The organism is Enterobacter cloacae complex sp. ECC445 (assembly GCF_021892025.1).
Lineage (GTDB): Bacteria > Pseudomonadota > Gammaproteobacteria > Enterobacterales > Enterobacteriaceae > Enterobacter > Enterobacter chengduensis.
The window spans coordinates 75,277-95,781 of sequence record NZ_JAKLRZ010000022.1; the positions used below are offsets into that span (position 1 = coordinate 75,277).

General features: G+C 60.7%; 12 protein-coding genes. 8 read left to right on the forward strand and 4 right to left on the reverse strand.

Annotated features, from left to right (window positions below; translation table 11 throughout):
• Positions 1-61: 61 nt before the first annotated feature.
• The 3 genes from asmA to udk all read right to left on the reverse strand — a co-directional run bounded on the left by asmA (position 62) and on the right by udk (position 3,249).
• Positions 62-1,912 carry an outer membrane assembly protein AsmA gene (gene asmA / locus L6R44_RS17135; RefSeq protein ID WP_237424894.1) on the reverse strand — a complete coding sequence of 617 codons (1,851 nt, stop codon included), beginning with the start codon at positions 1,910-1,912 and terminating at the stop codon, positions 62-64.
• A gap of 22 nt (positions 1,913-1,934) precedes the next feature.
• Positions 1,935-2,516 (reverse strand): dCTP deaminase, encoded by a 582-nt coding sequence (dcd, locus tag L6R44_RS17140; RefSeq protein ID WP_032641661.1) that lies wholly within the window; start codon positions 2,514-2,516, stop codon positions 1,935-1,937.
• Positions 2,517-2,607: 91 nt separating this feature from the next.
• Positions 2,608-3,249, reverse strand: coding sequence for a uridine kinase (udk, locus tag L6R44_RS17145; protein WP_008500855.1), 642 nt, complete (start codon positions 3,247-3,249; stop codon positions 2,608-2,610).
• 343 nt (positions 3,250-3,592) lie between these two features.
• On the opposite strand from udk, the gene L6R44_RS17150 reads away from it, so the two are divergent.
• Entirely contained in the window at positions 3,593-6,922 is a 3,330-nt protein-coding gene (locus L6R44_RS17150; protein WP_237424895.1) for a diguanylate cyclase, read from the forward strand.
• Here L6R44_RS17150 and alkA read toward each other — a convergent pair.
• Positions 6,887-7,759, reverse strand: coding sequence for a DNA-3-methyladenine glycosylase 2 (gene alkA, locus L6R44_RS17155; protein ID WP_237424896.1), 873 nt, complete (start codon positions 7,757-7,759; stop codon positions 6,887-6,889). The genes L6R44_RS17150 and alkA overlap by 36 nt on opposite strands.
• A gap of 130 nt (positions 7,760-7,889) precedes the next feature.
• Between alkA and yegD the strand changes: the two genes are divergently transcribed.
• The 7 genes from yegD to baeR all read left to right on the forward strand — a co-directional run bounded on the left by yegD (position 7,890) and on the right by baeR (position 20,392).
• Positions 7,890-9,242 (forward strand): molecular chaperone, encoded by a 1,353-nt coding sequence (gene yegD, locus L6R44_RS17160; protein WP_237424897.1) that lies wholly within the window; start codon positions 7,890-7,892, stop codon positions 9,240-9,242.
• A gap of 212 nt (positions 9,243-9,454) precedes the next feature.
• Positions 9,455-10,657: an MdtA/MuxA family multidrug efflux RND transporter periplasmic adaptor subunit gene (locus L6R44_RS17165; RefSeq protein ID WP_237424898.1), complete on the forward strand. Its 1,203-nt coding sequence runs from the start codon at positions 9,455-9,457 to the stop codon at positions 10,655-10,657.
• On the forward strand, positions 10,657-13,779 hold the full coding sequence (locus L6R44_RS17170; protein WP_237424899.1) for an MdtB/MuxB family multidrug efflux RND transporter permease subunit: 3,123 nt from the start codon (positions 10,657-10,659) through the stop codon (positions 13,777-13,779). The genes L6R44_RS17165 and L6R44_RS17170 overlap by 1 nt, the downstream gene beginning before the upstream one ends.
• A complete protein-coding gene (gene mdtC / locus L6R44_RS17175; RefSeq protein ID WP_237424900.1) occupies positions 13,780-16,857 on the forward strand; it encodes a multidrug efflux RND transporter permease subunit MdtC in 3,078 nt (1,025 codons plus the stop codon).
• Positions 16,858-18,273 (forward strand): MFS transporter, encoded by a 1,416-nt coding sequence (locus L6R44_RS17180; protein ID WP_237424901.1) that lies wholly within the window; start codon positions 16,858-16,860, stop codon positions 18,271-18,273.
• A complete protein-coding gene (gene baeS, locus L6R44_RS17185; protein ID WP_032641678.1) occupies positions 18,270-19,673 on the forward strand; it encodes a two-component system sensor histidine kinase BaeS in 1,404 nt (467 codons plus the stop codon). Before L6R44_RS17180 ends, baeS begins: the two co-directional genes overlap by 4 nt.
• On the forward strand, positions 19,670-20,392 hold the full coding sequence (gene baeR / locus L6R44_RS17190) for a two-component system response regulator BaeR (protein ID WP_237424902.1): 723 nt from the start codon (positions 19,670-19,672) through the stop codon (positions 20,390-20,392). The genes baeS and baeR overlap by 4 nt, the downstream gene beginning before the upstream one ends.
• The last annotated feature ends 113 nt before the right edge of the window (positions 20,393-20,505 follow it).

Consider the following 20,505-nt stretch of genomic DNA (forward strand, 5'->3'; position numbering starts at 1 on the left):
CCCCGTGGGAGAGGGCCGGGGTCAGGGCATCAAGCTGCACTTGCACCCGGCACAACGGGCATCAAAGCTTGTCGAGCAGCTTCTTCACATCCTTGCCGCTCTGCGAATCTTTATTACGATCCGCCCAGTCGCTAAGCCGACGTTTTGCCTCATCCTGCAGATGCTTACGCAGGATCTGGTCCACCTGCAGGCTGTAATTCAGCGCCTGCCATTTGCCGTAGACGGTCAGCGGGACCGGCGTCTCTTTGAGGAAGTCGATAAGCTTGCTTTCACCCTGCCAGCCGGAAAGTACCCGCACGTTAAAGCGCGTGTCCGCCGTCTCTTTCACCAGATCCAGCTTGCCGTCACCGGTGATTGATAACAGTGAAGAGGTGCCCTGCATGCCTTCGAGTGCGAGCTGCCCGTTATCCAGCGTCAGATCCGTGGTGAAGCTGTCGAGGCGGGTGGCGCTGTCGTAGTTTTCCTGAGCTTTCACATCGCTGCTGCGCTCCACCGCCTGCTGCACCAGCTGCTGGAAGTTGAGCCCTTCCATACGGGTATTTTTCAGATCGAGATGCGCCTGCCCCTGCCACTCGCGGCGAAAAGCATCGGCGTCAATTTTCGTGCCCGAAAAGTCACCCGCAAGCGTCAACTGCCCCGTTAGCGAAATCGGATAGTTGAACGCGTTCAGAATGGTGCCAATCTCAACGTTGTCGAGACGCGGCTGGAATTCGGCGCTGGCAACGTCTTTACGGACATCCAGCGTGCCGGGCAGCGAGAGGTTCCCTGCGCCCATCTTACCGCTCAGTTCGGAGATCACCAGCAAACCGTTATGGTTAAACATCTGGCTGCTCACGTCGGTAAAATCAATACCGCGCCAGCGCAGGCTATTGGCTTTCAGCAGGATATCCGCCGTGAATCCGCGCAGGCCGTTATACTCAGGCTGGTCGAGATTGGACGAAATAACCGGACGAGAGACCGGCGCCTGGCTTTGTCCCGTCTGCGCAGCATTGCGGTCCGTATCGCTGGCTGACTGAGGCGGCAGCAGGTTTTCCAGGTTGAGCTTGTCAAACTGCAGGTTCACCACCCACTTCGGCTTCTCTTCAAGCGTGACGCTCGCCTGCCCCTTCAGGCTACTGTCATTGGCCTGCAGGTTGAGATTATCCAGCTCCAGCTGCTTTTGTTCTTCGCGCCATACGGCCTGCAGCGTTCCCTGCCCGGCGATCCCCTGGGTGGGAAGATCGGCTCCCGTCAACTGCCAGTTGAGCTGCTGGATGTCGGCCGTAAGCTGATTCGGATAGTCTGAGGCGTTGACGCTGGCGTTCAGAGACAGGGTCAAATCGCGCTGATCGCGGTTCATGCGCCCGCTAAATTCCACCGACGCAAGATGGTGTTCATCCTGTTCCATCTGCAGGCTGATGTTGCGAACGGTCACCTGCTCCTGGTGCTCATGCTGGAAAACCAACACGCTGTCGGCCACCTTCAGCTTGCCGATATCAAAGGACCAGCCCGTATCGGACGGTTCATCAGGCAGGGTATTTTCGCGCGGCGCAACCGGCGCATTTACGTCACGCACGGCCTCGGATTGCGGTGTGAGCTGAATCACCGCGCCTTTCAGCATCACCTGATTAACCTGCAGCTGATGGGAAATGAGCGGGATCAGCGCGACATCAAGACGCATGTTGTCTGCGGACACCAGGGGCTGGGACGCCCCCGGCGCCGTGAGCGACATGCGGCCAGAGAGAATGCTGAGCTGCGGCCAGACGTGCCAGCGCAGCGGCCCGTCAAGCTTCAGTTGATAACCGCTGCGTGCCTCGACCTCCCGCACCATGTAAGCGCGGAAATCATTAGGGTTAACCAGCAGTACCAACGCCGAAAGGCCAGCCACCAGCACCACCAGCAAAATCATCAGCGTTGTCAGAACTCTTCTCATGGCATCCTCAATGGACTAACGATCAGTCTTTATCAATACGGCTCGCCACCGCGCCCTGCTGGTCGCGATACTTTGCGTCCTGCCGACGGTTATAAGGTCTGTCTGCCGGGCCTGACAGCGGTTCAAAGCTTAACGCCCCGATCATCATGCCCGGACGCAGCGCCAGCGGCAATTTACCGGCATTGAAGAATTCCAGTACGATACGCCCGGACCAGCCCGGATCGATACGGTGCGCGGTCACGTGAACCATTAGCCCCAGTCGCGCCAGCGAAGAACGGCCGTCCAGCCAGCCAACGAGATCGGCAGGCAGGGTGACGGATTCAAACGTGACCGCCAGCGCCAGTTCACCCGGATGCAGATAAAAGGCTTCGCCTTCGTCAATGATGATTTCGTCACTCATCACGCGATCGAGCGCGGCGCTGACCTCGTCCTTCGGCCCGCTAAGGTCAATGAACGGCGCGGTGTGGCCGCTAAAGGTGCGGAACTTATTCCCTAACCGAACATCAACGGTCACGCCATTGATACGCTCAACAGGTGGACGTGGGGTAATAGACAAACGGCCTTCATCCAGCCAGGCTTCAATATCGCGATCGCAAAGACGCACGGCACTTTCTCCTTTTATGCATCGTACCCTGAGGCGGTAAGCGCTCAGGGTAAAACCAGGTTATCTCTGAACGGTACACAATTCGCGCGGCTTATTCAAAAAACTGGCTGATTTTCGCTTTTAAGATATCAATTGCAATGCGGTTTTTCCCCCCGCGCGGCACGATGATATCGGCGTATTGTTTGGAGGGCTCAATAAACTGCAGGAACATCGGACGAACCGTCTTCTGGTATTGCGCCATGACCGAGTCCATCGAACGGCCGCGTTCATTCACGTCACGCTTGATGCGGCGCATCAGGCAGATATCCAGCGGGGTATCGACGAAAATCGAGAAGTTCATGGATTCACGCAGACGCGCGTCGGTCAGCAGCAGGATACCTTCAAGGATAATGACCTTTTTCGGCTCGATGCGGATGGTTTCCTGGGTGCGGGTGTGTTCTACGTAACTGTAAACGGGCAGCTCAATTGCCTGACCGCTCTTGAGCGCTTCTAAATGCTGGAACAGCAGGCTGTGATCCATCGCATTGGGATGGTCATAGTTGGTTTTGACGCGCTCTTCCATCGACAGATGGGATTGATCTTTGTAATAGCTGTCTTCGGGAATGACGCCGATATGCTCATCACCTACTTGTTCACGCAGTTCGCGATAAAGCGTACTGGCAATTAGACTTTTACCTGAAGCCGATGCGCCGGCGATGCCTATAATGACGCACTGATGAGACTTATCAGTCATAAATTTAGCGACCTGATTAACCTGGATGTTAAGGAAGGACGACGCCGGAGCGTCAAACGCGGCAATTATAGGGATTTCGCGGGCGTGATACCAGTCGAATGCACAGGTTCTGCGAGACGGGCCGAAAAGTGACGTTTTATTCCCTGAGTGAAATTTAAATGAACGTTTTTTCAGCATTTCACCGTTTTTTTTCTCGGCGTCTCTATTTAATAAGTCTGCGATGTCAAATTCTGAGCGGTCGCCATATGAATTGTAAATTGTTTGTACTAGCATAAACCAAATTATTAAATTCACGCGTTCGGACATCTTCCCTGACGGCATGGCGTCTCTGGATAAAGCGGTAATGAATAAACAATACCAGCGGGTTTTGGTTACCACCCCACATCCTTTAATACGACTTGTCTGTCTGGGCCTGGTCACCTTTATCTTTACCTTATTTTCGCTGGAGCTCACCCGCTTCGGTACCCTGCTGGCGCCGCTCTGGTTCCCCACCGCCATTATGATGGTGGCGTTTTACCGCCATGCAGGAAAAATGTGGCCGGGCATTGCCCTGGCCTGCTCGTTCGGCAATATTCTGGCCTCGTGGATGTTGTTCTCCTGGGCTGAGATAAACCCCATCTACACCGTCGTTAACGTTATTGAGGCCATCATTGGTGCAGTGCTACTGCGCAAACTGCTCCCGTGGTATAACCCGCTGCAAAATTTGAGCGACTGGATCCGCCTCGCGATCGGCAGCGCGCTGGTGCCGCCGCTGGTGGGCGGTATTCTGGTCTCTTTGCTGGTCCCCGGCTCCGAGCCGCTGCGTAATTTTATCGTCTGGGTGTTGTCTGAATCCATTGGCGCGCTGGCGCTGGTGCCGCTGGGGCTGCTGTTTAAACCCCATTACCTGCTGCGCCACCGGGATCCGCGATTGCTCGTGGAAACGCTGGCCACCATGGCCGTGACGTTAGCCCTGAGCTGGGCCGCCATTACCTGGCTGCCGTGGCCCTTTACCTGCGTGATCGTCCTGCTCATGTGGAGCGCCGTGCGCCTGCCGCGGGTGGAAGCATTCCTCGTGTTTCTGGTCACCGTGATGGTCGTTTCGCTGATGATTGCCCATAACCCTTCAGCCCTGACCACGCAGCACGAAGGGCCAATGATGAACGCGCCGTGGCTGCCGTTCCTGATGCTCCTGCTTCCCGCGAACGTGATGACGATGGTGATGTACGCCTTCCGCGCCGAACGCAAACACATTACCGAAAGCGAGGCGCGTTTCCGTAACGCGATGGAGTATTCCGCCATCGGTATGGCGCTGGTCAGCATTGAGGGACAGTGGCTTCAGGCTAACAAGGCGCTATGCAAATTCCTTGGTTACAGCCAGACGGAGCTCCAGTCATTAACCTTCCAGCAGCTCACCTGGCCGGAAGACCTGGACACCGACCTCGAGCAGCTCGAACAGCTGGTCAACGGCGAGATCAATACCTATACCCTCGAGAAACGCTATTACACCCGCAACGGGGAAGTGGTGTGGGCGCTGCTTGCCGTCTCCGTCGTGCGTCATGCCGACGGCTCGCCGCTCTATTTTATCGCGCAGATTGAAGACATTAACGATCTGAAGCAGACCGAGTGGGTCAATAAACGCCTGATGGAGCGCATTACCCTCGCCAACGAAGCGGGCGGCATCGGCATCTGGGAGTGGGATCTGGAGCCCGACATTATCAGCTGGGATAAGCGGATGTTTGAACTCTATGAGATCCCGCCGCACATCAAGCCCACCTGGCAGCTCTGGCACGACACGATGCTGCCGGAAGATCGCGCCCACGCTGAGCAGGTGCTGCGCGACTCGCTGATTTCCCGCCTGCCCTTCAAGCTGGAGTTCCGCATCCGCGTGAAGGAAGGCGTGCGTCATATTCGCTCCCTGGCGAACCGCGTGCTCAACAAGCAGGGTGAAGTCGAACGCCTGCTCGGCATCAACATGGACATGACCGAGGTTAAGCAGCTCAACGAGGCCCTCTTCCAGGAAAAAGAGCGTCTGCACATCACCCTGGACTCCATCGGTGAAGCGGTGCTGTGCACCGATGTCAACATGAACGTCACCTTTATGAACCCGGTCGCCGAGAAAATGAGCGGCTGGCTGCAGACCGAAGCTATTGGTCAGCCGATCCTGAAGGTGCTGCACATCACCTTTGGTGAAAAAGGGCCGCTGATGGAGAATATTCACAGCGGCGATATGTCCCGTTCCGATATCGATCAGGACGTGGTGCTGAACTGCCGCACCGGGGGAAATTTCGATATTCATTACAGCATTACGCCGCTCAGCACGCTGGATGGGCAGAATATTGGCTCAGTTATCGTCATTCAGGACGTGACCGAGTCGCGCAAAATGCTGCGCCAGCTGAGCTACAGCGCCTCCCACGATGCCCTGACCCATCTGGCAAACCGGGTCAGCTTCGAAAGCCATCTCAAACGGCTCCTGCAGACCGTTCGCGAAACGCGCCAGCGTCATGCCCTGGTCTTTATCGACCTCGATCGCTTCAAAGCCGTCAACGATACGGCTGGCCATGCGGCGGGTGATGCCCTGCTGCGAGAGCTTGCTTCCCTGATGTTGACCATGCTCCGCTCCAGCGACGTGCTGGCGCGTCTTGGGGGAGATGAGTTCGGGTTACTGCTACCGGACTGCAACATAGAAAGCGCGCGCTATATCGCCGGTCGCCTGATCCATACGATCAATGACTATCACTTTACGTGGGAAGGCCGTCTGCACCGTATCGGCGCCAGCGCCGGCATCACGCTGATTGATGAAAATAACCATCAGGCGTCGGAGGTGATGTCCCAGGCGGACATTGCCTGTTACGCCTCGAAAAACAGCGGCCGTGGCATGGTGACGGTGTACGAGCCCCAGCAGGAGCGGGATCACCACACGCGCAGCATGATGTCGCTTGATGAACAGTGGCACATGATTAAGGACAATCATCTGATGATGATTGCCCGCAGCGTCGCCTCCCCGCGCATCCCGGAGAGCAGTAATTTCTGGCTGCTGTCGTTACGCCTGTGGACCAGCCAGGGCGAAGTGCTGGAAGAGCACGCCTTCCGCTCGGGCCTGGCGGAGCCTGAGCTTCTGCACGCCCTCGACAGGCGTATCTTTAGCGAATTTTTCCGTGCCTCTGCCGCACAGGTCGCCAGCAAAGGCATGGGGGTGGCGCTGCCGCTCTCGGAGGCCGGCTTAGCCAGCGTGACGCTGGTTGATGAACTTCTCGACCTGCTGGATAAAAGCCCCATGCCGGGCCGGCTCCTGCATCTGGTCATCTCTGTCGACGTGGTGTGCAGCACGGACCAGAACCTGCAGCGGGGTCTGCAAAAGCTTCGCCAGGCGGGCTGCCGCGTCATCTTTAGCCAGGTGGGCCGCGACATGAACGTCTTTAGCCACCTGAGCGCCAATATGGCCGACTATCTGATGCTGGACGCAGAGGTGGTAAGCAACGTGTATGGCAACCTGATGGATGAGATGATGGTGACCATTGTTCAGGGCCACGCCCAGCGTCTGGGGATGAAAACCATCGCGGGCCCGTGTAATCAGCCCATCATGATGGATACGCTCTCCGGTATCGGCATCGATTTTATCTATGGCGACACCATCGCCGAGCCGCAGCCGCTGGATCTACTGCTCAACACCAGCTATTTCGCCATTAACTGACGGCGTCCAGCCGTCGGTATACCAGATGTGCAGCAGCGCGTAAGAGCGCCACGGCTGCCAGCGCTCGGCATAGCGACGAATTTGCGCGGGGGTCATCCCGGCAAAGCGTTGCTTAATCAGATAATCGTCCGGCAGAAACACATCTTTCGCCTGCCAGCCGCGCAGGGCCAGGTAGTTTGCCGTCCAGCGGCCGATTCCCGGACGCTGCTGGAGCGCCTTCATGCCCGCCTCAACGTTTTCAGGCGGCGTCAGCGGAAACGTCCCGTCAACGGCCGACTGCGCCAGATGAATCAGCGACTCCGCGCGTTTTAACGGCATGCCCAACGCCTTCAGCGCCAGCGGGTCCGCTGCAGCCAGCGCCTCCGGCGGCGGGAAACAGCGATACCCCGGACAATCCGCGATCGGTTCGCCGCACAGCGCCACCACGCGCGACGTCAGCTTCGCCGCCATCGACACGCTCACCAGCTGCCCGAGGATCGCCCGGACGCCCTGCTCGTACGCATCCATCGCCCCCGGCAGGCGTAAGCCTGGCCGCGCCGCGCCGAGATCGCCCAGCGCATCCGCGATGCGCTGCGGGTTACAGGCGAGATCGAACAGGCGTTCTATGCGTTCCAGGCACGTCTGCGCAACCGGGATTAACCCCGGGCTGAGCGTCACGGTCAGCGTATGGGTGGCGATATCCGGCGTCACGCGGAAGATCCCCTGATGCCCTTCGCAGGCAAAACTGCGCTCGTAGTCGTCTTGCGTGACGGTTTCAATGCCCGTCACCGCACGCGCGCCAAGAAAGCCAAACATCCACTGCCAGTCGTAAGGGGGAAGCCAGGTCAGGGTATACATCGTTGCTCCTTTTTTGTTCCCCTCAGGATAAACGCAAAAGGCCTGTTGCGCCTTGCTTTCATATTCCTGTTGTCGCAGGAGAGGCATTCCGCTAAAGTCTCGCCCCTTCTCACCGGCATGGGGATTTATTGTGTTTATTGGATTCGACTACGGTACGGCAAACTGCTCGGTTGCGGTTATGCAAAACGGACAGCCGCAGCTCCTGAAAATGGAAAAAGAGAGCACGCTGCTGCCCTCAATGCTCTGCGCGCCGACGCGTGAAGCGGTAAGCGAGTGGCTGTTCCGCCACCATCAGGTTCCGGCCACGGCGGCTGAAACCCAGGCGCTGCTGCGCCGGGCGGTTAGCTTTAACCGCGAGGAAGATATCGACGTTACCCCGTCGAGCGTGCAGTTTGGTCTCTCTTCGCTCGGGCACTACATTGAAGACCCCGAAGAGGTCTACTTCGTTAAGTCGCCAAAATCTTTCCTCGGCGCCAGCGGCCTGAAGCCGCAGCAGGTGGCGATGTTCGAAGACCTGGTGTGCGCGATGATGCTGCATATTCGCAATCAGGCGCAGACGCAGGTCACGGATACGATCACCCAGGCGGTGATTGGCCGCCCGATCAACTTCCAGGGGCTGGGCGGCGACGAGGCTAACCAGCAGGCGCAGGGGATCCTTGAACGCGCGGCGCACCGCGCTGGCTTTCGCGACGTGGTGTTCCAGTATGAGCCGGTTGCCGCGGGGCTGGACTTTGAAGCCACGCTGACGGAAGAGAAGCGCGTACTCGTCGTGGATATCGGCGGGGGAACGACGGACTGCTCGCTGCTGCTGATGGGCCCCCAGTGGCATAGCCGTCGCGATCGCGAAAACAGCCTGCTCGGGCACAGCGGCTGCCGCGTGGGCGGTAACGATCTTGACATCGCCCTGGCCTTCAAGAGCCTGATGCCGCTGCTCGGCATGGGCGGGCAAACGGAAAAGGGCATCGCCCTGCCGATCCTGCCGTGGTGGAACGCGATTGCCATCAACGACGTGCCTGCACAGAGTGATTTTTACAGCACCGCCAACGGTCGCCTGCTGAACGATCTGGTGCGCGACGCGCAGGACGCCGATAAGGTCGCGCTGCTGTACAAAGTGTGGCGTCAGCGCCTCAGCTACCGCGTGGTGCGTACTGCGGAAGAGAGCAAAATTGCCCTTTCCGACCGCGCTGAGCACGCGGTCTCCCTGCCGTTTATCAGCGACGATCTGGCCACCGCGATTTCGCAGGACGGCCTGGAAACGGCGCTCGCGCAGCCGCTGCAGCGTATTCTGGAGCAGGTGCAGCTGGCGCTGGAGAACGGCAAGGAGAAGCCGGACGTTATCTACCTGACCGGCGGCAGCGCCCGTTCGCCGCTGATCAAGAAAGCGCTGGCCGAACAGCTGCCGGGCATTCCGATTGCCGGTGGGGATGACTTTGGCTCCGTTACCGCAGGGCTGGCGCGCTGGGCGCAGGTGATGTTTAGCTAGTGTTGTAGTGGTGCGGTCTGTTGCCCTCACCCCGGCCCTCTCCCACAGGGAGAGGGAGAAAACCCCAAAAACGGCAACGGATGTTGCCGTTTTGCTTTTACCTCCATTCAGACCATTCCTGACAGTCTTCCATATTTCCTCCATTTTTCCGCTGTGTTGCCTGACTAAACTAGTATCATTCCCCGAAGTCTTCAGGATGAGAACGTATAACGATGAAAGGCAGTAACAAATCCCGCTGGGCAATCGCCGCTGGCATCATTGTGGTGGCACTTGCCGCCGCCTGGTACTGGCACAGCCAATCCGCAAACTCCGCTGCGCCCGCCGGTGCCAGCGGTCAGGCACAGCGCACGGCAGGCGGTGGGCGTCACGGCATGCGCGGCGGCGCGCTTGCACCTGTACAGGCGGCGACGGCGGTGAATAAAGCCGTTCCTCGCTATCTCACAGGTCTCGGGACCATTACCGCCGCCAACACCGCTACGGTGCGCAGCCGCGTCGACGGCCAGCTGATGGCCATTCACTTCCAGGAAGGTCAGCAGGTTAAAGCCGGCGATCTGCTGGCGGAAATCGACCCGAGCCAGTTTAAGGTCACCCTCGCCCAGGCGCAGGGCCAGCTCGCGAAAGACAACGCCACCCTTGCCAACGCCCGGCGCGATTTAGCGCGCTATCAGCAGCTGGTAAAAACCAACCTCGTCTCGCGTCAGGAGCTGGACACCCAGCAGTCGCTGGTCAGCGAAACGCTGGGCACCATCAAAGCCGACGAGGCCGCCGTCGCCAGCGCGCAGCTGCAGCTCGACTGGAGCCGCATCACCGCGCCGATTGACGGACGCGTGGGCCTGAAGCAGGTCGATATCGGCAACCAGATCTCCAGCGGCGACACCACGGGCATCGTGGTGATCACCCAGACTCACCCGATTGATTTAGTCTTCACCCTGCCGGAGAGCGACATTGCGACGGTCATGCAGGCGCAGAAAGCCGGAAAGGGCCTGGTGGTGGAAGCCTGGGACCGCACCAACAAGCAGAAGCTCAGCGAAGGTTCCCTGCTCAGCCTGGATAACCAGATCGACACCACTACCGGCACCATCAGGCTGAAGGCGCGCTTTAATAACCAGGACGATGCCCTCTTCCCGAACCAGTTCGTGAACGCGCGGATGCTGGTTGCCACCGAAGAGAACGCGGTAGTGATCCCCACCGCCGCGCTGCAGATGGGTAACGAGGGTAACTTCGTCTGGGTGCTTAACGGCGACAATAAGGTCAGCAAGCACCTGGTGAAAACCGGTATTCAGGACAGCCAGACGGTAGTGATCGCCGCAGGCCTTTCCGCAGGCGACCGCGTGGTCACCGACGGCATCGACCGTCTGACCGAAGGGGCCAAAGTGGAAGTGGTTGAACCTGCAAAACAGGGAGAGAAATCCTGATGCAGGTGCTGCCCCCAGGCTCTACAGGTGGGCCGTCACGCCTGTTTATCCTCCGTCCTGTCGCCACCACGCTGCTGATGGTGGCGATCCTGCTCGCCGGGATTATCGGCTACCGCTTCCTGCCCGTGTCGGCGCTGCCGGAGGTGGATTACCCGACCATTCAGGTGGTGACGCTGTATCCCGGCGCCAGCCCCGATGTAGTCACGTCCGCCATTACCGCCCCGCTGGAGCGCCAGTTCGGGCAGATGTCGGGGCTAAAACAGATGTCCTCCCAGAGTTCCGGCGGGGCCTCCGTCGTGACGCTGCAGTTCCAGCTGTCGCTGTCGCTGGACGTCGCCGAGCAGGAGGTGCAGGCCGCCATCAACGCCGCCACCAACCTGCTGCCGTCGGACCTGCCTAACCCGCCGGTCTACAGCAAGGTGAATCCGGCGGATCCACCGATCGTGACGCTGGCCGTCACCTCCTCCGCCATGCCGATGACGCAGGTCGAAGACATGGTTGAAACGCGCGTGGCGCAGAAGATTTCTCAGGTGTCCGGCGTCGGGCTCGTTACGCTGGCAGGCGGCCAGCGCCCGGCGGTGCGCGTGAAGCTCAACGCGCAGGCGATTGCCGCGCTGGGGCTGACCAGCGAAACCATCCGCAGCGCCATCAGCAGTGCCAACGTCAACTCGGCGAAAGGCTCGCTGGACGGCCCGACCCGCGCGGTCACCCTCTCTGCCAACGACCAGATGCAGTCCGCGGATGAATACCGCCAGCTGATTATCGCCTACCAGAACGGCGCGCCGGTCCGTCTGGGCGACGTGGCGACGGTGGAGCAAGGGGCGGAAAACAGCTGGCTCGGCGCATGGGCCAACAAGCAGCAGGCGATCGTGATGAACGTCCAGCGCCAGCCGGGCGCCAACATCATCGAAACCGCCGACAGCATCCGCACCATGCTGCCGCAGCTGATCGACAGCCTGCCGAAATCGGTCAGCGTGAAGGTGCTTTCCGACCGCACCACCAACATTCGCGCGTCGGTGACCGACACCCAGTTCGAGCTGATGCTGGCCATTGCGCTGGTGGTGATGATCATCTATCTGTTCCTGCGCAACGTCCCGGCGACCATTATTCCCGCCGTCGCCGTGCCGCTCTCGCTGGTCGGCACCTTTGCGGTGATGGTGTTCCTCGATTTTTCGATCAATAACCTGACGCTGATGGCGCTCACCATCGCCACCGGCTTCGTGGTGGACGACGCCATCGTGGTTATCGAGAACATCTCGCGCTATATCGAGAAAGGCGAAAAACCGCTGGCGGCGGCGCTGAAGGGCGCGGGCGAAATCGGCTTTACCATTATCTCCCTGACCTTCTCGCTGATTGCGGTGCTGATCCCGCTGCTGTTTATGGGCGATATCGTCGGGCGGCTGTTCCGCGAGTTTGCCGTGACGCTGGCGGTGGCCATTCTGATCTCCGCCGTGGTGTCGCTGACCCTGACGCCGATGATGTGCGCCCGCATGCTGAGCCACGCGTCCCTGCGCAGGCAAAACCGCTTCTCGCGCGCCTCCGAGCGGATGTTCGAGCGCATTATTGCCGCCTACGGTCGGGTGCTGGCGAAAGTGCTGAACCATCCTTGGGCCACGCTCGGCGTGGCGCTGGGCACGCTGGCGCTCAGCGTGATGCTGTGGATTTTCATTCCGAAAGGCTTCTTCCCCATCCAGGACAACGGCATTATTCAGGGCACGCTTCAGGCCCCGCAGTCGGTCTCCTTCGCCAACATGGCCCACCGCCAGCAGCAGGTGTCTGAGATCGTCATGAAGGACCCGGCGGTCGAGAGCCTGACCTCCTACGTGGGCGTCGACGGCACCAACCCGTCGCTCAACAGCGCGCGTCTGCAGATCAACCTCAAGCCGCTGGACGAGCGCGACGATCGCGTCAACGCCGTCATTGAGCGGCTGCAAAGCGCCGTCGCGCGCGTGCCGGGCGTGGAGCTTTACCTGCAGCCGATACAGGATTTGACCATTGATACCCAGGTCAGCCGCACGCAGTATCAGTTCACGCTGCAGGCCACCTCACTGGATGCCCTCAGCACCTGGGTGCCGCAGCTGGTGAATAAGCTTAACACCCTGCCGCAGCTCGCCGACGTCAGCAGCGACTGGCAGGACAAAGGCCTGGCGGCGTACGTGAACGTCAACCGCGATACCGCCAGCCGTCTCGGCATTACCATGGCGGACGTGGATAACGCCCTGTATAACGCCTTCGGGCAGCGCCTGATCTCCACCATCTACACCCAGGCGAACCAGTACCGCGTGGTGCTGGAGCACAACACGGAGAACACGCCCGGCCTTGCGGGGCTGGACTCGGTGCGCCTGACCAGCAAAGACGGCGGGATTGTGCCGCTGAGCGCTATCGCCACGGTGGAGGAGCGCTATACCCCGCTGTCGATTAACCACCTGGATCAGTTCCCGTCCACCACCATCTCCTTTAACGTGCCGGACAATTATTCTCTCGGCGAAGCGGTGGAGGCCATTCAGGCGGCTGAAAAAGCGCTCAGCTTCCCGTCCGATATCCAGACCCAGTTCCAGGGCAGTACCCTCGCGTTCCAGGCCGCGCTGGGCAACACCATCTGGCTGATCGTCGCGGCGGTCGTGGCGATGTACATCGTGCTCGGCGTGCTGTACGAGAGCTTTATCCACCCGATCACCATCCTCTCTACCCTGCCGACCGCGGGCGTGGGGGCGCTGCTGGCGCTGATGCTGGCGGGCAGCGAGCTGGACGTGATTGCCATTATCGGCATCATCCTGCTTATCGGGATCGTAAAGAAAAACGCCATCATGATGATCGACTTCGCTCTGGCCGCCGAGCGCGAGCAGGGCATGTCGCCGCGGGATGCGATTTTCCAGGCCTGCCTGCTGCGTTTTCGTCCGATCCTGATGACCACGCTGGCGGCCCTGCTGGGCGCGCTGCCGCTGATGCTCAGCACCGGCGTCGGGGCGGAGCTGCGCCGTCCGCTGGGGATCGGCATGGTCGGCGGCCTGCTGGTGAGCCAGGTATTAACCCTGTTCACCACGCCGGTGATATATCTGCTGTTTGACCGCCTGGCGCTGTGGGCCAAAAGCCGCTTCCCGAAACGTGAAGAGGAGGCATAAGTGAAGTTTTTCGCCCTCTTCATTTATCGCCCGGTGGCGACGATCCTCATCTCGCTCGCCATTACCCTCTGCGGCGTGCTGGGCTTCCGGCTGCTGCCGGTCGCGCCGCTGCCGCAGGTGGATTTCCCGGTGATCATGGTCAGCGCCTCGCTGCCGGGCGCCTCGCCGGAAACCATGGCGTCATCCGTCGCCACGCCGCTGGAGCGGTCCCTCGGGCGGATTGCCGGGGTGAACGAGATGACCTCCAGCAGTTCGCTCGGCAGCACGCGCATCATTCTGGAGTTCAGCTTCGACCGGGATATTAACGGCGCGGCGCGCGACGTGCAGGCGGCCATCAACGCCGCGCAAAGCCTGCTGCCGAGCGGCATGCCGAGCCGTCCAACCTACCGCAAGGCCAACCCGTCCGACGCGCCGATCATGATCCTGACGCTGACGTCGGACACCTACTCGCAGGGACAGCTTTACGACTTTGCGTCTACCCAGCTGGCGCAGACGATCTCGCAGATTAACGGCGTGGGTGACGTGAGCGTCGGCGGCAGCTCCCTGCCCGCCGTGCGCGTGGGATTAAACCCGCAGGCGCTGTTCAATCAGGGCGTGTCGCTGGACGACGTGCGCTCCGCCATCAGCAACGCCAACGTGCGCAAACCGCAGGGGGCGCTTGAGGACAGCAGCCACCGCTGGCAGATCCACACCAACGACGAACTGAAAACTGCCGCCGAATATCAGCCGTTGATTATTCACTACAACAACGGCGCGGCGGTGCGCTTAAGCGACGTCGCCAGCGTCACCGATTCGGTGCAGGACGTGCGCAACGCGGGGATGACCAACGCCAAACCCGCCATTCTGCTGATGATCCGCAAGCTGCCGGAAGCCAACATTATCGAGACGGTGAACAGCATCCGCGCCCGCCTCCCGGCGCTGCAGGAGACCATCCCGGCCGCGATCGATCTGCAAATTGCCCAGGATCGTTCCCCGACCATTCGCGCCTCGCTTGAGGAGGTGGAGCAGACGCTGATTATCTCCGTCGCGCTGGTGATCCTGGTAGTCTTCCTGTTCCTGCGGTCCGGCCGCGCGACGCTGATCCCGGCGGTGGCCGTGCCGGTATCGCTGATCGGCACCTTTGCCGCCATGTACCTGTGCGGGTTCAGCCTCAACAACCTGTCGCTGATGGCCCTGACGATTGCGACGGGCTTCGTGGTGGATGACGCCATCGTGGTGCTGGAAAACATTTCCCGCCATCTGGAAGCGGGCGTGAAGCCGCTGCAGGCCGCGCTGCAGGGGACGCGCGAGGTGGGCTTTACGGTGCTCTCCATGAGCCTGTCCCTGGTGGCGGTGTTTCTGCCGCTGCTGCTGATGGGCGGGCTGCCGGGCCGCCTGCTGCGCGAGTTTGCCGTCACGCTTTCGGTCGCCATCGGCATCTCGCTGGTGATTTCCCTGACGCTGACGCCGATGATGTGCGGCTGGATGCTCAAGCGCAGCAGGCCGCACGCCCAGCCGCGCCGCAAAGGCTTTGGCCGCGTCCTGATGGCGATGCAGGAGGGCTACGGCAAATCGCTGAAGTGGGTGCTGAACCATACCCGGCTGGTCGGCCTGGTGCTGATCGGCACCATCGTGCTCAACGTCTGGATGTACATCACCATCCCGAAAACCTTCTTCCCCGAGCAGGACACCGGCGTGCTGATGGGCGGCATTCAGGCGGACCAGAGCATTTCGTTCCAGGCGATGCGCGGCAAGCTGCAGGACTTTATGAAGATCATTCGTGAAGACAAGGCCGTGGATAACGTCACCGGCTTTACCGGCGGGTCGCGCGTCAACAGCGGGATGATGTTTATTACCCTCAAACCGCGCGGCGAACGCAACGAAACCGCCCAGCAGGTGATTGACCGCCTGCGGGTCAAGCTCGCCAAAGAGCCGGGGGCCAACCTGTTTTTGATGGCCGTTCAGGATATCCGAGTCGGCGGGCGTCAGGCGAACGCCAGCTATCAGTACACGCTGCTTTCGGACGATTTAGCCGCCCTGCGCGAGTGGGAGCCGAAGATCCGCAAGGCGCTGGCCGCCCTGCCGGAGCTGGCGGACGTCAACTCCGATCAGCAGGACAACGGCGCCGAGATGGCCCTGACCTACGACCGCGAAACCATGTCGCGTCTGGGCATTAACGTGGAGGCCGCCAACGGCCTGCTGAACAACGCCTTCGGCCAGCGCGAAATTTCCACCATCTACCAGCCGATGAACCAGTACAAGGTGGTGATGGAGGTAGACCCGCGCTACACCCAGGACATCAGCGCCCTGGACAAAATGTTTGTGATTAACAGCGACGGCAAGGCGATTCCGCTCTCCTACTTCGCCAGCTGGCAGCCAGCCAACGCCCCGCTGTCGGTCAATCACCAGGGGCTGTCGGCGGCGTCAACCATCTCCTTCAACCTGCCCGCCGGTTCGTCGCTGTCCGAAGCCAGCGATGCGATCAACCGCGCGATGACCCAGCTTGGCGTGCCGTCCACCGTGCGCGGCAGCTTTGCCGGAACGGCGCAGGTATTCCAGGAGACGATGAACTCGCAGGTGATTTTGATTCTGGCCGCCATCGCCACGGTCTATATTGTGCTGGGCGTGCTGTATGAAAGCTACGTTCACCCGCTGACCATCCTATCGACGCTGCCGTCGGCGGGCGTGGGGGCGCTGCTGGCGCTGGAGCTGTTCGGCGCGCCGTTCAGCCTTATCGCGCTCATCGGCATTATGCTATTGATAGGCATCGTGAAGAAAAACGCGATTATGATGGTCGACTTCGCGCTGGACGCCCAGCGCAACGGCAGCCTCTCGCCGGAGGAGGCGATCTTCCAGGCGTGCCTGCTGCGTTTTCGTCCTATTATGATGACCACCCTGGCGGCGCTCTTTGGCGCGCTGCCGCTGGTGATTTCCGGCGGCGACGGCTCCGAGCTGCGCCAGCCGCTGGGGATCGCCATCGTCGGCGGCCTGGTCATGAGCCAGCTGCTGACGCTGTACACCACGCCGGTGGTCTATCTGTTCTTCGACCGCCTGCGGCTGCGCTTTTCGCGTAAAAACAGAACCACGGTGACCGAGTAAATGACCGATCTCCCCGCTAACGTTCGCTGGCAGTTATGGATCGTCGCCTTCGGCTTCTTTATGCAGTCGCTGGATACGACCATCGTCAATACCGCCCTCCCCTCCATGGCGAAAAGCCTGGGGGAGAGCCCGCTGCACATGCATATGGTGATTGTTGCCTACGTGCTGACGGTGGCCGTGATGCTGCCCGCCAGCGGCTGGCTGGCGGACAAGGTGGGCGTGCGCAATATTTTCTTTACCGCCATCGTGCTGTTTACCACCGGCTCGCTGTTTTGCGCGCAGGCCAGTACCCTCGACCAGCTGGTGATGGCGCGGGTGCTGCAGGGCGTTGGCGGGGCGATGATGGTGCCCGTCGGGCGGTTAACGGTGATGAAGATTGTGCCGCGCGAGCAGTACATGGCGGCGATGACCTTTGTCACCCTGCCCGGCCAGGTGGGGCCGCTGCTGGGCCCGGCGCTCGGCGGGATGCTGGTGGAGTACGCCTCCTGGCACTGGATCTTCTTAATCAACCTTCCCGTTGGCATCATCGGCGCCATCGCCACCCTGACGCTGATGCCGAACTACAAAATGCAGACGCGGCGCTTTGATTTCTTCGGCTTTATCCTGCTGGCGGCGGGCATGGCCACGCTTACCCTGGCGCTGGACGGGCAAAAAGGGCTGGGGATTTCGCCCCTGACGCTCGGGCTGCTGATCGCGCTCGGGGTTACCGCCATACTGTGGTATCTGCGGCACGCCAGCGGTAACGATAAGGCGCTGTTCAGCCTGAACCTGTTTAAAAACCCTACCTATCGCCTTGGCCTGTTAGGCAGCTTTGCCGGACGCGTCGGCAGCGGCATGCTGCCGTTTATGACGCCCGTGTTCCTGCAGATTGGCATGGGATTTTCGCCGTTTCACGCGGGCCTGATGATGATCCCGATGGTGCTCGGCAGCATGGGAATGAAGCGCATCGTGGTGCAGGTGGTGAACCGCTTTGGCTACCGTCACGTGCTGGTGACCGCCACGCTGGGGCTGGCGCTGGTCAGCCTGCTGTTTATGGCCGTGGCGCTGATGGGCTGGTACTACGTTCTGCCGCTGGTGCTGTTCTGCCAGGGGATCGTCAACTCCATGCGCTTTTCGTCGATGAATACCCTGACGCTGAAGGACCTCCCGGACGATCTGGCGAGCAGCGGCAACAGCCTGCTGTCGATGATCATGCAGCTCTCCATGAGCGTTGGGGTGACCCTCGCCGGTTTACTGCTCGGCATGTACGGCCAGCACCATCTCAGCGTCGATACGCCGGTGGCGCATCAGGTCTTTATGTATACCTACCTCAGCATGGCGGTTATCATCGCCCTGCCCGCTGTCATCTTCGCCCGCGTGCCGGATGATACCAGCAAGAACGTCGTGATTCGGCGCGGCAAAAGGAGTGGCTCATGAAATTCTGGCGACCGGGCATAACCGGCAAGCTCTTCGTGGCGATATTTGCCACCTGTATCGTCCTGCTGATCACCATGCACTGGGCGGTACGGATCAGCTTCGAGCGCGGCTTTATCGATTACATCAAGCATGGCAATGAACAGCGCTTGCAGGGCTTAAGCGATGCGCTGGGCGAGCAGTACGCCCAGCACGGCAACTGGCGTTTTCTTCGCAATAACGACCGCTTTATTTTCCAGATCCTGCGCTCGCTGGAGCACGATACCGGTGACGATCGTCCGGGCCCGGGCATGCCGCCGCACGGCTGGCGCACGCAGTTCTGGGTAATCGACCAGGAGATGCGCACGCTGGTTGGCCCGCGCGCGCCGATACCGCCGGACGGCACCCGGCGGGCGATTAAGGTCAATAACGCCATCGTCGGCTGGGTTATCGCCTCCCCGGTGGAGCGCCTGACGCGCAACACCGACATCAACTTTGACCGCCAGCAGCGCCGGACCAGCTGGCTGATTGTCGCCCTCTCCACCCTGCTCGCCGCGCTCGCCACCTTCCCGCTGGCGCGCGGTCTGCTCGCCCCGGTAAAACGGCTGGTGGAAGGCACGCACAGGCTGGCCGCCGGGGATTTCACCACCCGCGTCGATACCCGCAGCCAGGACGAACTCGGCAAGCTGGCCCAGGACTTTAACCAGCTCGCCAGCACGCTGGAGAAAAACCAGCAGATGCGCCGCGACTTTATGGCCGACATTTCTCACGAGCTGCGCACGCCGCTGGCGGTGCTGCGCGGCGAGCTGGAAGCCATTCAGGACGGCGTGCGCCAGTTTACGCCCGAATCGGTGGCCTCTCTGCAGGCGGAGGTGGGCACGCTCACCAAGCTGGTGGACGATCTCCACCAGCTCTCCATGTCCGACGAAGGCGCGCTGGCCTACCAGAAAGCGCCGGTGGACGTGATTAATATTCTGGAGGTGATCAGCGGCGCCTTCCGCGAGCGGTTTGCCAGCCGAAACCTGAAAATCGATCTCTCCCTGCCGGACAGCGCGGTGGTGTTTGGCGACAAAGACAGGCTGATGCAGCTGTTCAACAATCTGCTGGAAAACAGCCTGCGCTACACCGACAGCGGCGGCGGGCTGCATATCTCCGGCAGGCAGGAAAACGGGCGCTTTGCCCTCACCTTCGCGGATTCCGCCCCCGGCGTGCAGGACGCGCAGCTGGAAAAACTGTTTGAACGTTTCTACCGCACCGAAGGCTCGCGCAACCGCGCCAGCGGCGGATCCGGCCTGGGGCTGGCGATTTGCGTTAACATCGTCGAGGCGCATAATGGCACGATCCGCGCCGCCCATTCGCCTTTTGGCGGGGTTAGCATTACAGTAGAGTTACCTCTGGAACGGGATTTATCGAGAGAAGCATGACCGAGTTACCGATTGACGAAAACACGCCGCGCATTTTGATTGTGGAAGACGAACCCAAGCTGGGGCAGCTGCTGATCGACTATTTACGCGCGGCCAGCTACGCGCCGTCACTCATCAGCCACGGCGACCAGGTATTGGCATACGTGCGCCAGACGCCGCCGGACCTGATCCTGCTTGATTTAATGCTGCCGGGCGTTGACGGCCTGACCCTGTGCCGGGAAATCCGTCGCTTCTCCGACGTGCCGATCGTCATGGTCACCGCCAAAATTGAGGAGATTGACCGCCTGCTGGGGCTCGAAATCGGCGCGGACGATTACATCTGCAAGCCCTACAGCCCGCGTGAAGTGGTCGCCCGCGTGAAGACCATTCTGCGCCGCTGCAGGCCGCAGCGCGAGCTCCAGGTGCTGGACGCCGAAAGCCCGCTGATAGTCGATGAAAGCCGCTTCCAGGCAAGCTGGCGCAGCAAGCTGCTGGACCTGACGCCCGCGGAGTTCCGCCTGCTGAAAACCCTCTCTCACGAGCCGGGAAAAGTGTTCTCCCGCGAGCAGCTGCTGAACCACCTGTACGACGATTACCGCGTGGTGACCGACCGCACCATCGACAGCCATATCAAAAACCTGCGCCGCAAGCTGGAGGCACTGGACGCCGAGCAGTCGTTTATCCGCGCGGTGTACGGCGTGGGGTACCGCTGGGAAGCGGACGCGTGCAGGATTGCGTAAATAAACACCCCCTCCCCCAGCCCTCTCCCCAAAGGGGAGAGGGTGTTTCAGTCCCCTCGCCCCTTTGGGGAGAGGGTTAGGGTGAGGGGCAAAGCTTTACCTCCCTGCCCCGC